The organism is Clostridium autoethanogenum DSM 10061, from assembly GCF_001484725.1.
Lineage (GTDB): Bacteria > Bacillota > Clostridia > Clostridiales > Clostridiaceae > Clostridium_B > Clostridium_B ljungdahlii.
Genome location: NZ_CP012395.1, coordinates 4163887 through 4178183, shown reverse-complemented (window position 1 = coordinate 4178183; position 14297 = coordinate 4163887). Strand labels below are relative to the sequence as shown.

12 protein-coding genes are annotated in these 14297 nt (G+C 31.5%); 5 read left to right on the top strand and 7 right to left on the bottom strand.

All coding sequences use genetic code 11. The annotated features are described in order from the left end of the window. Nucleotides 1–20 precede the first annotated feature (20 nt). Nucleotides 21–1952 carry an anaerobic carbon-monoxide dehydrogenase catalytic subunit gene (gene cooS / locus CLAU_RS19060; RefSeq protein ID WP_013238446.1) on the bottom strand — a complete coding sequence of 644 codons (1932 nt, stop codon included), beginning with the start codon at nucleotides 1950–1952 and terminating at the stop codon, nucleotides 21–23. Nucleotides 1953–2122: 170 nt separating this feature from the next. Next, the gene (locus CLAU_RS19055; protein ID WP_013238445.1) at nucleotides 2123–3523 is read right to left on the bottom strand and encodes an amino acid permease; all 1401 of its coding nucleotides are present in this window, start codon (nucleotides 3521–3523) and stop codon (nucleotides 2123–2125) included. Nucleotides 3524–4080: 557 nt separating this feature from the next. On the opposite strand from CLAU_RS19055, the gene CLAU_RS19050 reads away from it, so the two are divergent. Then, nucleotides 4081–4959, top strand: coding sequence for a DMT family transporter (locus CLAU_RS19050; RefSeq protein ID WP_013238444.1), 879 nt, complete (start codon nucleotides 4081–4083; stop codon nucleotides 4957–4959). A gap of 57 nt (nucleotides 4960–5016) precedes the next feature. Here CLAU_RS19050 and CLAU_RS19045 read toward each other — a convergent pair whose 3' ends face one another. Together CLAU_RS19045 and CLAU_RS19040 are read right to left on the bottom strand one after the other, a co-directional pair. Next, a complete protein-coding gene (locus tag CLAU_RS19045) occupies nucleotides 5017–5718 on the bottom strand; it encodes a DNA alkylation repair protein (protein ID WP_013238443.1) in 702 nt (233 codons plus the stop codon). Nucleotides 5719–5790: 72 nt separating this feature from the next. Then, a complete protein-coding gene (locus CLAU_RS19040; protein WP_013238442.1) occupies nucleotides 5791–6261 on the bottom strand; it encodes a methylated-DNA--[protein]-cysteine S-methyltransferase in 471 nt (156 codons plus the stop codon). A 308-nt stretch (nucleotides 6262–6569) separates the two neighbouring features. Between CLAU_RS19040 and CLAU_RS19035 the strand changes: the two genes are divergently transcribed. Continuing rightward, nucleotides 6570–7358 (top strand): response regulator, encoded by a 789-nt coding sequence (locus CLAU_RS19035; protein ID WP_013238441.1) that lies wholly within the window; start codon nucleotides 6570–6572, stop codon nucleotides 7356–7358. Between the two features lie 208 nt (nucleotides 7359–7566). Here the strand turns inward: CLAU_RS19035 and pdxR are convergent, their stop codons facing one another. Then, the gene (gene pdxR, locus CLAU_RS19030) at nucleotides 7567–8991 is read right to left on the bottom strand and encodes a MocR-like pyridoxine biosynthesis transcription factor PdxR (protein WP_013238440.1); all 1425 of its coding nucleotides are present in this window, start codon (nucleotides 8989–8991) and stop codon (nucleotides 7567–7569) included. A 95-nt stretch (nucleotides 8992–9086) separates the two neighbouring features. Here pdxR and CLAU_RS19025 point away from each other — a divergent pair, with 95 nt between their 5' ends. After that, a complete protein-coding gene (locus CLAU_RS19025; protein WP_023163437.1) occupies nucleotides 9087–9569 on the top strand; it encodes a peptide deformylase in 483 nt (160 codons plus the stop codon). 123 nt (nucleotides 9570–9692) lie between these two features. Here CLAU_RS19025 and CLAU_RS19020 read toward each other — a convergent pair whose 3' ends face one another. Next, a complete protein-coding gene (locus tag CLAU_RS19020) occupies nucleotides 9693–11690 on the bottom strand; it encodes a M28 family peptidase (protein ID WP_013238438.1) in 1998 nt (665 codons plus the stop codon). A 199-nt stretch (nucleotides 11691–11889) separates the two neighbouring features. Here CLAU_RS19020 and CLAU_RS19015 point away from each other — a divergent pair, with 199 nt between their 5' ends. Together CLAU_RS19015 and CLAU_RS19010 are read left to right on the top strand one after the other, a co-directional pair. Continuing rightward, complete coding sequence (locus CLAU_RS19015) at nucleotides 11890–12732, top strand: aldo/keto reductase (protein WP_013238437.1); 843 nt, start codon at nucleotides 11890–11892, stop codon at nucleotides 12730–12732. A 218-nt stretch (nucleotides 12733–12950) separates the two neighbouring features. After that, complete coding sequence (locus tag CLAU_RS19010) at nucleotides 12951–13832, top strand: Cof-type HAD-IIB family hydrolase (RefSeq protein WP_013238436.1); 882 nt, start codon at nucleotides 12951–12953, stop codon at nucleotides 13830–13832. Between the two features lie 149 nt (nucleotides 13833–13981). Here the strand turns inward: CLAU_RS19010 and CLAU_RS19005 are convergent, their stop codons facing one another. After that, nucleotides 13982–14242: a hypothetical protein gene (locus tag CLAU_RS19005; protein WP_013238435.1), complete on the bottom strand. Its 261-nt coding sequence runs from the start codon at nucleotides 14240–14242 to the stop codon at nucleotides 13982–13984. Nucleotides 14243–14297: the final 55 nt, after the last annotated feature.

Genomic DNA, 14297 nt, shown 5'->3' with positions numbered 1-14297 from the left:
CTTTGAAAATGCCTTATATCTTATAACCCCAAACCCTCTCTTTTACTTAATATATGTGCTTCAATATTATCAGCTGCCTCTTTGGGATTGTCTCCTAATGCAACTTTACCTCCTGTTAAATTCTCTACATCCTCAGTAAGAAGCTTTACAAGCTGTTCTGCACCTGTTAGAAATGGGGTCGGAGATAAATGTGTATATGCCCCATAGGCTACTGCAAATAAACCATCTATAGTAGCTTTTTGTTCCATCCACTCGGGGGCCGTTACTGCAATAGGAAGATCTGGTATATCTACATCAAGGTGATTAGCAAGTTCTGTAACAAGCATGGATATTCTTCCCGTATCTGTACAAGTTCCAAAGCTTAGAACTGGAGGAATCTTTAGCATATTGCATACTTCTTCTAATCCTTGGCCAGCCATGTTTATTGCATCTAGGTTGCACAGCCCTGCTACTTCAAGAGCATGATTGCCGCACCCACCAGCCACAACTAAAATATCCTTTTTAATCAATTCCTTTACCAGATTAACTGTATTCCAATCTTGAGGACCATTTCTTAGAGTTGAACAATTTGCCAAAGCCACAATTCCTTTAATCTTTCCTGCCTTAATAACATCAACAAGTGGATCAAGCTTATTTCCTAAAGCTTTTAAAACTGCTTCAGTAGAAAAACCTGCTATTGCTTTCTGTGTTATTTTAGGAACCTTTGGTGTAATGTTATCCTTTCTCTTTTTAAAATTTTCAATGGCCAAATCAATCAATTTGTCAGCCATTTCACCCACTTTTTCAGGATTATATGGAATCATATGATTTAATCCCGGAATACCTATAATAGTACTTACCCCTACTAAAGTTACCTGATACTTTTCAGCATAATGATCTATTGCAGGTGGAGAACAGTTTTCTTCCATTGCAAGAACATCAACTGTACCTGTAGCAAGAAGTGGTTCTATAGATAGCCAATCTCCCATTAAACCTACAAATACATCATCTACTTCAAATCTTTGTAATAGCTCCTGCCCTGTTTCAATTGACCCAACTATTCTAAGCCCTTTTGCACCAACTGCCTTTGCTCTTTCCTGTATCTGCTGCATCTTTGCCTTTTGAATGGTAGCAACACCAGCCCAAGGTTGATGTCCATTAAATACAATATTTATATACTCTGGATCCATAATTCCTAAGTCCACATTTACCTCATGGGGTGTAGGCGTGCCAAAAAGTATATCCTGTACCATTTCAAGTCCTATTTGTGCTGTATAAATAGTTGATAGGCCTAACCGCAGCGCTTTTTTAGCTAATGATACATAATCTCCATCAACATTTGTTAAGCAACTTGCTACTGCATTTTGCTCTTCGTGAACTACTCCTGAAGGATAAATTCCAAGATCTTTCCAAACTTTTTTTCTCTTCCTTGGTGAAAACACATCTACCATAACACTGGGTTCCTCTACATCTTTACCCATTTCAGCTTCCAAAAAGTTTGCCAGATCCACTGCCATTTTATTAGTATCTCCACTTGTATCAATTCCAACTTTCTGGCACATCCATTTGAGTTTATCCAAGTCTTTAATTGTAAATGGAGTCTTGCCTTCCCCAGTTTCTCTTAATGTTCTAAAGGCTTCATATGCATGATGGCTATATGTACCAGCTCCCATTATGTTTTTAAGTAACATATTTCGCATTGCCATAGCATCTGGGCCAATTCCACAAACACCTTTTTTCTGTTCTCCTTTAAGATTAATTCTGCAGGGGCCTTGAGAACACAATTGACAGCTCAATCCTTCTAGGCAAAACTTACATCTAATTTTTTCTTGAGAGGACCATCTGTCAAATACATTTGACATACCATCTTCTCTGATTCTTTTAAGCATTTCCTCTACAGAATCGTGATAGCTAACTCGCCCTTCTGTTCTTTCTCGTATAGTTTCATTTTTTTCTAGTGTAGTTTGACTCATATAAAGCTCCTCCTATTTTAATATTTTGTACTTTTTTAGATTATGCTGATGGATATTATACAATATTCCATATCTTATCTTTTATAGTTTTTCTAGTAAAAAGATATTTATACATAACAAAAACACCATCATGGGTAATAAGACTCATAATGGTGCTTGCATTATTTTATTTATTTACTTTCTAATTTTTCATCTTCAAATTCTTCTGCTTTCAGAGCACCCCGCTTGTTAATGCCAAAAGCAAAATAGCCGATAGTAACGATGACACAGAACACCGCACCAACAAGTAAAGACATCTGAGTATCAGAGTTAAAGCACATGCCAATTAGAACTAAGAAAAGATACCCTACTACAATATAGTTGGCGTATGGGAAAAGCTTTGATTTAAAAGGATGCCCTGCCATTTCGGATGCATGTTCTTTTCGAAATTTTATTTGACTAATGCATAAAACAATCCATGGAACCATGCCCGGAAGAACACTGGCACTATAGATATAAACAAATAATTTAGAATTTGGACAGATATAATTTAAAGCCACACAAGCAAGCAAACAAGCTAAAGTTACTTTAATAGCATTGGCTGGTACACCATCTTTGGTTACTTTACCAAGAAATTTAGGAGCCTGTCCGTTTTTTGACAAGGTATAAAGCATACGACCACAGCTATAAATTCCACTGTTGCAGCCAGACATTGCGGCTGTCAGTACTACAAAATTGACGATTCCAGCAGCAGCGGAAATCCCAATTTTAGCAAAAGTTAAAACGAATGGGCTGCCAAGAGCACTGATTTTATTCCATGGATAAATAGTTACAATTACAAATATAGCACCGATATAAAAAATCAATATACGCCAAATGATATTTTTCGTTGCTTTTCTTAATGTGTTTTTTGGGTCCTGCGCTTCTCCTGCTGTAATGCCGATAAGTTCTACGCCCTGATAAGATGCTGTTACCAAGCATAAGGCAAATAACCAACCTTTCCAACCGCCGGCAAAGAAGCCTCCATTTGCTGTAAGATTTGCTAAACCAATAGCTTGACCGTGGTTACCAAAACCAAAGAAAATCAATCCAAATCCGATTATAAGCATAGCTATAATCGTGACAATCTTAATTAAGGAAAACCAAAACTCAAATTCACCATAAAACTTAACTGAAGTCAGATTAGCAGCAGCAAGAATAGCCACACCGATTAAAGCTGGAATCCAGGCTGGTAAAGCTGGGAACCAATAATGCATATAAATACCTAAAGCAGTAACTTCCGACATACCAACAGCTATCCACATAAACCAATAACACCATGCTGTCATATATCCAGCCCAAGGACATATATATTTATTTGCATAATTTGCAAAAGAACCTGTCAATGGTTCAAGGTAAAGCATTTCTCCCATAATTCTCATAACTATATACATAGCAATGCCGGCTACTCCATAAGCCAACAGTACCGATGGCCCGGCCCATTTAATCGTACTAGCTGATCCCATGAATAAGCCTACGCCAATTGTGCCACCTAAAGCAATCAATTCAATATGACGAGCTTTTAGACCACGTGTTAATTCTTTTTCTTCCACTTGAAATATCCCCCTTCAAAAATGTCTACTAATAGATTAGTCCTTTTTTAATAACACTTGTTTATTATTCTACAAACAATATTTTATCATAGTTTTATGCTTTTTTTTAATTTGTCACAATTTTTTTTAATTTGTCAAAATTCTATAATTTCTATATTCTACCACTTACTATGCTATTACAATATGTATATTTCCATCTCCAAGGCTTACAGAAATGTGACACATATATATGGCTTTAGATGCCTAAAGTTGCCTTATCAAGTCATGGCGTTTCTGTTATAAGAGCAGTTTACTTCGTTAATAATTTATTGCCTGAGTATGTAAAAGCACGGATATTGTGCAAAAAGATCACAATGTAAAAGTTCACTACGATGAATGTATCAGATGTATAAAATGTCAAACAATTTATTCAGTGAAAGTATTTGGTATAAAATATGAAAAAGCTGTTGTAATAAATGAGCAAAATATATTATTTCTGTTATAACAGTTTCAAATTTATGCTATAATATGTATGGCTTTTTTAGGCTTTTTATTGACATCCAAAAGGAGGACAAGTTTTGAATAATTACAAAGGAATAGCTTATGCACTTTTATCATCAACAGCATTTGGGATTATGCCTATTTTGGCTAGAATTGCATATTTCAATGGTTCTAATCCAACCACCGTATTACTATTTAGATTTTTGATTTCAACATTAATATTATTTTTGTACTTAAACTTTAGCCACATTAATATTAACTTAAAAAAGGAACAGGTGCTGTTACTTATATCCATTGGTATTACTGGATATACTATAACAACTCAAGCTTTATTTATATCTTATAATTATTTAGGTGGGGGCCTTGCAACTACTTTGCATTTTATATATCCAGTTGTAGTTTGCATAGCAGGTTTTATATTTTATAAAGATAAAATGAGTACTAAAAAAATTATATCCCTATTACTTGCTGCAGCTGGTATTTACACATTAGTTGGTTTTAAAAATAATACTATAGATATTTTAGGAATTTCCTTAGCTCTATTTTCAGGTTTTTCCTATGGACTCACACTAATCGCCCTTAATTTAAAATCCATCCGGTCTTTAGATAATAGGGTTACTACTATGTATCTTTGTCTAGGTTCAACAATAGGTACAGCTCTATGTGGGCTGTTTAACAAAACCGTAGCTTTAAACTTTAATTTTAAAATTGTAGTTTGCTATTTAGGAATTTCTGTAGTTTCAACTATATTATCAATAATTTTACTTCTAAAAGCTATAGAACTAATAGGAGTATCATCTTCATCCATACTAGGAACTTTCGAACCTATAGTTAGTGTATTTTTAGGTGTACTGTTTCTCAATGAGCAAATGTCTCTTGCAATATTGGTTGGAAGTGCTCTTATACTAATTTGTACAATTGTATTAGCAAAAGATAAATGTGTAAGCTCTAGTTAAAAATTTGAATCCTATATGAAAAAGACACCTATTAACAAAAATTGGTGTCTTTTTATTTCATTTACGTTTCATGCTTCGAATAATCACTTTTGCATCTTCTCCAACTCTCAAGGACTCAACTATTTTTTGCAGTGCCTTATTATATGTAAAATTATCTAATGTATTATTTTTCAGATATTCCATTGTTTTTTCTGGAAATTTAATATAACAAGTTGAAACGGCCCAGGCAACAGCCATTTTAACATAATAACCTTTGTGCTTTATTTTATCTAATGATTTTAGCACCTTATCAACATAATTCTCCTTTATATAAAAATCAAGAAGCATTACAACAAAGAAACGGACTTCAAATTCTTTTTCAGAAAATGCATAAGACTGTAAATACTCCCATACACGCTGCATGTTGGACTTTGTAAACTTTAATCCACTACAAAAGCTGTCACAAACACCCCAATTATCAATTTTAGGAACAAAATTTGTAATATACCTTAACCTTTCTTCAACATCAGTTCTCACACATCCAATTACCATTCCCTGAAGCATAATTTCTTCATAATATTCATCCTGTGCGGTTTTTATATAAGTACGCCAATCTCCTTTAGCTATTTCTCTGGCAAGATCTCTTAAAAGCGGAAGTCTTACTCCTACAATATTATCATTGTCGGGACACAAATTTTCTTGAAATTTTTTATATTCATCATCCGCCAATTCAAAAATTTTTTCTCTTATCATTCTTTTATACAAATCATTTTCACTCATACTAATTTCCCCCATTAATAGAAAAATAACTTGCAGAAGTTCATACAATTTCACAGTTAAAGAACTTCAACCTTAACTATCTGCATTTTGCTTCTCTATTTCTAAAAGTTTTTCTTTTATATGTAAACCACCTGCATAGCCAACTAATTTGCCATTTGAACCTATAACACGATGGCATGGAATACATATAGGAATAGGGTTCTTGTTGTTTGCCATGCCAACAGCACGACAAGCCTTTATATTTCCTATATTTTGGGCCACATCTTTATAACTAAATGTTTTGCCATAGGGAATATCCTGCAGTGCATCCCATACTTTTTTTTGAAATTCCGTACCCTGCGGTTCCAGAGGCAAATCAAACTTTTTTCTTTTTCCCTCCAAATATTCTTGGAGCTGATTGCCTGCATTTTTCAATAAAGATGTTTCATTTATACATATATCTTGAAAATTCATTTTTCCAAAAGTTATATGAGTAATGGCCTTTCCATTTTCAACAATACCTATTTTACCAATTTTCGTTTCATAATAAAATCCATTATTCATGCCGCTTCCTCCCTATTTTTTTTTCTCTTTAATAATATAACTTTATTATAAGTATTTTTAAAAACTATGTAAAACATATTAATTATTTCCTATATATCTACGATAATATATCTAATAACGTAATTATCAATGAATCTTACTTAGTGGGAAAAGCATATATCCCAAATCTTTGATTTGGTGATAGTCGCTTTCGTTGTGTGCAAGCCGAGAACTTAAATCTTTGATTTAAAGTGAATTGCTTTCACAACGTACATGGGAGTGTTCTAGTAGGTAGACATCAGATAAATATTCTCCAAGGGGTGAAGTATATGCATACTGTTTTACATATTGAAGAAAGTGAATTTTTTTGTAACATTGTAAAAAATACCTTAGTACAAGGTAACTATTCCTATATATCCGCTGATAATTTCAATGAAGCTTATAAAATACTACAGGATTCCGATATAGATATCATTATAACATCTCTTTATGCAAAAGGAGGTTCTATAGAAAATTTTCTTAAGGATATAAATTACAGCAGTAAAAAAGATATCCCTATATTTGTTGTAACTAGTAATGCAATTGATGAAACAAAAAAAAAGCTTCTGAACTTAGGTGTAACCGATTATATTTTAAAAAAGGATTTAAATGAACAAATTATTCAACGTATAGATTCTATATTTCAATCAGATAAATATATGGAAGATTTAAGGGAAGCAAAAATTGCAATTATAGACGACAGTAGTTTCGACTCTTTAATCGAAAAAGATCTATTTAAAAAGTATAATATAAATAATGTGGATTCCTATAAATCTAGTAAGGACTTACTGAACAGCAATAAAAAATATGATATATATTTAGTTGATATTATATTAGAAAATGAGTTTGGCCAAAATTTAATCAGGGATATAAGGAAAGCCAATCTAAAAGCTTCTATAATAGCTGTTACATCCCTAGATAATCCTAAAACCCTTGCATCTATTTTAAATTCTGGGGCTGATGATTTTATAACTAAACCTATAAATGAACAGTTGTTTATATCAAAATTAAAATCCAATATTAAAACTTATGCTCTTAATAAGCAAGTCAAAAACATATTTAAAGAAATGAAAAAATAATTAAGTCGTTTCTATATGAAAAATGAAGTACAATTGATATAAAAATAAGCTGTAGATGATAAATGTAAAATCATTTATAGCTTATCTTTTATTACAATTTTTATTCAATACTCCATCCAATTTCGTTCTACCAGAGAAGTATTTTCCACGCCATATGTTTATCTTTTCACTAAGGTAGGCAGTATAATTGATGCCCAGTTTTGTAAATTTAAAACCAGGCTTTTTTCAAAAGTTTTATTCCATTTTCCATATCATCAAAGCTTAAATGTCCATATCCCATGAAAACCATATTACCTTCTTTATAATTACCTTGATCAAAATAATAAAATGATATGGGATAGACTTTAATTCCATTTTCTAAAGCCCTATTTATCAATTCCAATTCATTTAGATTATTTTTTACCTGAAGTGCAATATTAACTCCTGCTCTCTCCCCATAAATCACAACATCTTCTCCAAGTTGCTGTTTTATACAGTCTATAAGAAATTGCTGCTTTTTAGCATATATATTTCTCATTTTTCTAAGATGTGCTTCAAATAAATCTTCTTTCATAAATTCTGCAATTGTCAGCTGATGAATTTTTGATGCAGTTTGATTTATAAAGTTTCCCTTTTCAATAAAAAGATTCATTATATTTTCAGGTAAAATCATATAGCCAACATGCATTCCTGGAAAAAGAGTTTTTGAAAAAGTTCCAAGGTAAATCACTCTATCTTCACTATCCAAACTTTGAAGTGAAGGTATAGGATTTACGTTATATCTAAATTCACTGTCGTAGTCGTCTTCAATAATATATCCCCTACCCTTACTAATAAAATTAAGAAGTTTTATACGATTTGAAACAGGCATGGACATTCCCAAAGGATGCTGGTTGGATGGGGTTACATATATAAACTCAGGAGCCACTTTAAGGCTTTCAAGCTTTTCTATATTCATTCCCACTTGTGTCAATTCAATTGGCTCTATGTTATATCCATACCATTCAAAAACCTTTCTTACAGCAGAAAATCCAGGTTCCTCAAAAGCAATATTTTTATTACAAGATTCACTAAACAAGTCACATAATACAGCCATCAAAGTCTGCGTTCCTGCACCTATAATTATCTGGTCAGGAGAACAAATTACTCCTCTTGAACTTTTAACATAACTTGCAATTTGACTTCTTAATTCAAATTCACCTCTAGGATCTGAATAGGTTAATATATCTATATTTTCTTTTTTCATAAGGCTTTGCTCAATTTTCCTCCAATTTTCAAATGGAAAACTTTTACGATCCACTGAACCAGGTTTGAAATTATAAGGATATACTTTATCATCTATATGAATGCTTTTTAAGGGTTTAAGTTTTAAGGGTATATTTTCTTTTTGGGCGGTTTTTATTTGATCTTCTATATATTCCACATAATAGCCACTTCCATTTTTGCTATATATATAACCTTCACATAGTAGTTGATCATATGCCCCTTGAACCGTATTTCTGCTAACACAAAGTCTATTTTTAAGCTGCATTATAGACTCTAGCCTATCCCCTCTTTTAAGTGTACCTTCTAATATTGCTTTTTTGTAACATTCATATATCTGAATATACAGTGGTTTTTCACTGTGCCTCTTAATAAATATTGGTATCTCCATAAAATCATCCCCTTAATTTTTATAAAAATCATACCTTTTTATAGTTACAATTATATAGTACTATTTTATCAAATGTACAACAAGGAGGCTATTTTATGATAAAAGAAATACTATTACTTGGAAATGATGCTTTATACAAAAAAAGTTTACCTGTAGAAAAAGAAGACATGGATTCAATAAAGGAAACTGTTTTAGATTTACATGATACCTTAATTGACTTTCGTAAAAAATACAATGCAGGCAGAGCAATTGCCGCTCCACAAATTGGGGTATTTAAAAGATTGATATATATGTATATTGACAAGCCTATAGTTTTTATTAATCCAGTACTTAAATTTGATAACAAAGAAATGATGGACGTAATGGATGACTGTATGTCCTTTCCAAATCTTTTAGTAAAAGTTAAACGCTATAAAGAATGCTCTATAATATACAAAGATATAAATTTTGCAGATAAAACACTGAAGTTCAAAGGAGATCTATCAGAATTAATACAACATGAATACGATCATCTTGATGGCATACTGGCTACAATGAGGGCTATAGACAATAAATTTTTCTATATAAAAAGCAAATGATCAAACTTTACTGTAAAGCAGCATTGGCATATTCTTTAGAAAAATAATCATTATATAAGCAATATTGTTTAAGGTTCATTTCACATCCATAGATTTGTAAAAACCTATGGATGCAAAGTGAACTTAAATTATAGAACTAATCTTTTTCATTTTAACTATTATTCTTTTAATATCAGTTTTTTCCCTAAAAACTATTTCTTTTAAATACATAGCTTGTCTTTTAAGTGCTTTTCTCAATGCCGATATTTCTGCATCTACATCTGGATTCTTTTCGTTGAACTTACTTCTTAAAGATTGTGCCACTTCATATAAATCTTCATTTGGTTTTTCTACTAAATTATAACCCCAAGTATTACTATTTCCATGTGTTACACGCCTTGAAAAAAACTCATAGGTTATTCTATCAAAATCATAGACATATTTATTAAAATCGATAGACTTTATATATTTGTTAACAATTTCTTCTAGGCTCTCTCTTCTATTTTTTAACGCTTTAATTGACTTTTTTAATAAATCAACATTTTTTTCATAGTTTTCATGAGGAAATACAACATTTACTTCCCAATTTAATCTTATAAAACTGTTCTGCATCATTTTGTACAATTGAAAAAGTTTTAAATTAAGCTTAATACAATCAGTATTTTCACCTGTCATGCTAGCATTTCTAAAATTTAATTTTTCTATTTTTGAAGATAATTCTTGTGCATAATGGGAAGCCTTTTTAATAGTTTTTACCAAAGATTTTTCTACAATATTAGAATCTATAGTTTCTTTCATTTTAAAGAAACGCTCATAAAAATCCATTGGTCTAATAGGCACAGCATCTAAATCAAACAATATTTTTGCATATAATATATGATTTAACTTATAGGTTTTAGTGTCAAATCCAAAAGCTTTATTATCCATGGAACTATGATAAATATTAGTATAATATATACTAGATGTCATAGAATCCCTTGCTGTAATACAAGGAATACCTGTCTTAGTATAACAAAACTCTTCACTGCCAGTAGAAGTTGGTGATATAAATTCAAATTTATAGGCTGTATGATGCAAAATGGGTTTTACACTCTTTTTAGTATATTTTAGTAATTCATCGGATACCATTATCTGAAAATTTCTTTCATTAGGCACAGGAAAATTTCCATCAATATTAATAACAGCAAATGCTTTTTTTGACCATTCTGGATGAATATGAGTAATTTCCTCATAGGCTCCCATTGCCCAGTCATAATCTGAATTTTCTTTTCCCCATTCCTCAGCACCATGAGTAATAATTCGTATAGTTTTGTTAGGTTTATATCCACTATCTATTATTGCCTTTGCTATACCTAATATCGTGGAAACTCCAGAGGCATCATCAAAGTAAGAATGATAATATCCATCATAATGAGCCATTAAATATATAACTTCATCAGTTTTTCCAGGTATTTCTCCCCATATATTGTAAGAAGCTTTTTCTAACTCAACATAGGAATGTGCATCTAATTTAACTGTTATTTCCCTATCCGCAGATTTATTTATAAGGTTTTTTAATATATCAGAATCTCTTTTACTAATAGCAAGAACATGAGCATAAGATGGTCCTTCTACTGGCTGAGATATAAGGTAATCTTTATGCTGTACTTTATATTTTGTAACAACAAGAACAGCCTTTGCTCTTTTTAAATAAGCCTGATATGCTGGTTGCGATATCCAAAAGTCATTGAATGGATCAATACTAATTAACACTAATTTATTTGTAACATCTCCCAAAGATTTATAGTCACTTATTGTTCCACTTCCACCATCTACAACTTTAAAAAAGTCATCCTTTGCTTCTATACTTGTAGCATAACCTCCTAAAACAATCTTCTGTTCTTGTCCATCTTCATCTTTATATGAAATATTAGCACCTTTATAAGTCCAACCCCAACTGTAAAACTTGTCCCTATTTAGGTTTTTCAACCCAATCCTTTCAAACTCTCTATAAAGATAATTTGCAGCTTCAGTACTTGCTTTCGACCCTGCAGAACGATTTCCAGTAGCTTTATCATCTCCAAAACTCGATAGGATATCTATAATTTTTTGAGAATTAACTATATCAACATGCTTGCAAAATTCTCTAAATCCTGCTTTCATAAATAATCCTCCCATTTAGTCTACTTTAATAGTTTCTTTGCACTACATATTATTCTATATACTTCTAATTGTGTTAGATATACTATATAAAATAAAGGCATACTTTGACATAATAAATAAAATATGTTGATTTTCTAAAAGTATATTGGTAATATATAAATGCTATTTTGTATTTACTATAATTGGGAGGATGATTAAAATGCAAGATATAAAGAGCTGCACAATTTTAAATAATGGAGTAAAAATGCCCTGGATAGGCTTCGGTACTTATAAAGCTGATGGTCCTTCTGTTATTAACTCAGTAAAAGAAGCTCTCAAAGTTGGTTATGGTCATATAGATACTGCTGCTTTCTATAAAAACGAAGATGGAGTTGGTACTGGGATAAAGGAAAGTAAAGTACCTAGAGAAAAAATCTTTTTAACAAGTAAAGTTTGGATTTCCGATGAAGGTTATGAAAAAACTTTAAAAGCTTTTGAAACTTCTATTAAAAAACTAAAAACAGATTACCTTGATCTATATTTAATTCATTGGCCTAATCCACTGCATAATGAAACATGGAGAGCTTTAGAAAAGCTTTATAAAGAAGGATATGTACGAGCAATAGGTGTTAGCAATTTTACCGCTGGTCATTTGAAAGACTTAATGTCAAATGCTGAAATTATGCCAATGGTGAATCAAGTAGAATTTCACCCTCTGCTAGTTCAAAACGATCTAAGAGAGTTCTGCCAAAAAAATAGTATACAATTAGAAGCATGGTCTCCCTTAATGAGGGGTAAAGTATTTGAAATTCCCCTTCTAAAAGAGCTTGCAAAAAAATATAAAAAAACAGTATCTCAAATCGTGCTTAGATGGGATTTACAAATGGGAGTTGTAACTATTCCAAAATCAACTACTCCATCAAGAATAAAAGAAAATACAGACATATTTGATTTTGAAATAAGTAAAGATGACATGGCTAAAATTCAGCAGCTTGATAAAGGAATAAGGACAGGTTCCGAACCGGATGAAGTTTATGCTAATCCAGATGCATTAAAAAAATAGTACTACTTAAAAAAGTATGTCTTTGGCATACTTTTTTAAGCGTTCCTTGAATTGCCACCTATATGTTAAAACTATCTCTCATTATTGTCTTGTATTTATTCCTATTGTATAATTTAATAGTACTTCATCTGATGCCAAAAACTCTGTTTATATAAAGTAAAATCTAAAATTACAAATGTATTATTAGTTCATAGAATATTAGAGGAGGTAATATTTTAATGTATAAAATTGTTTTTATAGATATGGATGGAACTTTACTTAAAGACGACAAGTCAATATCCAATGAAAATAAACGAGCTATTAAAGCAGCTACAGAAAAAGATGTTAAAATTGTTCTTTGTACTGGAAGACCAATAGATGGAATTAAACATAATCTTTCTGATCTGAATTTAATAGCAAATAATCAATACAGCGTAACTTGTACTGGCGCTAATGTACAAAACAATACTGAGGATAAAATTATTTTTCAGTCACCTTTTAACAGCAAGGATCTAGAATATTTATATAACATGGCAGAAGACTTAAACCTAGACTTATGTTTTTATAATGATGGTACGTACTCAGTTTATAAGAACAACTTATATGGTAAATTAGAATCTGTTGCAAACAATACAAAATATGAGATAACTGAATTCAAAAACTTAATAAAACGTAACAACATACTAAAGGTAAACCTAATAAATGAAAACTCAGATGTTTTAAAGCACTATGTACATCATTTTGGATTTGACATGTCCCCTTACAGTGATTTTAAATTTAGAAGTACCTATGATAAAAATTTGCTGCTAGGCGATAGTTTACCGCAACATTTTTATGAAAATTTTTCAGTACTTAAAACATGTACTTATACCTTTGAAGTATTGAGCAAAAATACTAATAAAGGTACTGGTGTAAAAAAACTGTGCCAATACTTGGACATACCTACTAAGGAAGTCATTTGTATTGGAGACTCTCCAAATGATTTGGACATGCTTAAATGCGCAGGACTCCCTGTAGCCATGGGAAATGCTTCAGATGAAATAAAGCATACTGCTGACTATGTCACTTTAACAAATGAAGAAAATGGAGTAGCTAACGTTTTAGAAAAGTTCGTGCTGTAACCACTAACTATACGTAAAGAGCTATATCATTTTTTACTACTACAGCCTACGCATCCTTCATCTATGACCTTAAGAAGGAATGCCGTAGCCTGCATAAAGTTTAATGTTACCTTATCTTAGACTTAGAGTTAAACTTTAGATTTTCTACTTTAATAAACATCTGTAACCTTCGCAACATAGTCATCATATCCTGATTTAGCTAGTACCATAATAGGATGCTCCTGATTCAGTATTTGAACTCGATATGCCTGTGCTTCATCCTTATCAAAATATTCATCTCTATTAACATTTATTTTGCTTCTATCTGCAACCCCATAGTCTTCTAGTATTTCTGTAACTCTATTTTCTAAGTCTCCCGTTGGGCATTCAAGCGTCCTAATTCTATCAATTGCCTCATCAATTTTTTTCATTTTATTACCCTCCCATAAGGCATTTTCAAAAAATAACTAGTCAGTATGCTAGCCC

Excerpts from the sequence above, each read along its gene's own strand:
- CLAU_RS19040 (WP_013238442.1), bottom strand. The coding sequence starts at position 6,261 with ATGAATAATGGATTTTATTATGAAACGAAAATTGGTAAAATAGGTATT.
- pdxR (WP_013238440.1), bottom strand. The coding sequence starts at position 8,991 with ATGGAGATACCAATATTTATTAAGAGGCACAGTGAAAAACCACTGTAT.
- CLAU_RS19025 (WP_023163437.1), top strand. The coding sequence starts at position 9,087 with ATGATAAAAGAAATACTATTACTTGGAAATGATGCTTTATACAAAAAA.
- CLAU_RS19010 (WP_013238436.1), top strand. The coding sequence starts at position 12,951 with ATGTATAAAATTGTTTTTATAGATATGGATGGAACTTTACTTAAAGAC.
- CLAU_RS19020 (WP_013238438.1), bottom strand. The coding sequence starts at position 11,690 with ATGAAAGCAGGATTTAGAGAATTTTGCAAGCATGTTGATATAGTTAAT.
- CLAU_RS19045 (WP_013238443.1), bottom strand. The coding sequence starts at position 5,718 with ATGAGTGAAAATGATTTGTATAAAAGAATGATAAGAGAAAAAATTTTT.
- CLAU_RS19035 (WP_013238441.1), top strand. The coding sequence starts at position 6,570 with ATGCATACTGTTTTACATATTGAAGAAAGTGAATTTTTTTGTAACATT.
- CLAU_RS19015 (WP_013238437.1), top strand. The coding sequence starts at position 11,890 with ATGCAAGATATAAAGAGCTGCACAATTTTAAATAATGGAGTAAAAATG.
- CLAU_RS19005 (WP_013238435.1), bottom strand. The coding sequence starts at position 14,242 with ATGAAAAAAATTGATGAGGCAATTGATAGAATTAGGACGCTTGAATGC.
- cooS (WP_013238446.1), bottom strand. The coding sequence starts at position 1,952 with ATGAGTCAAACTACACTAGAAAAAAATGAAACTATACGAGAAAGAACA.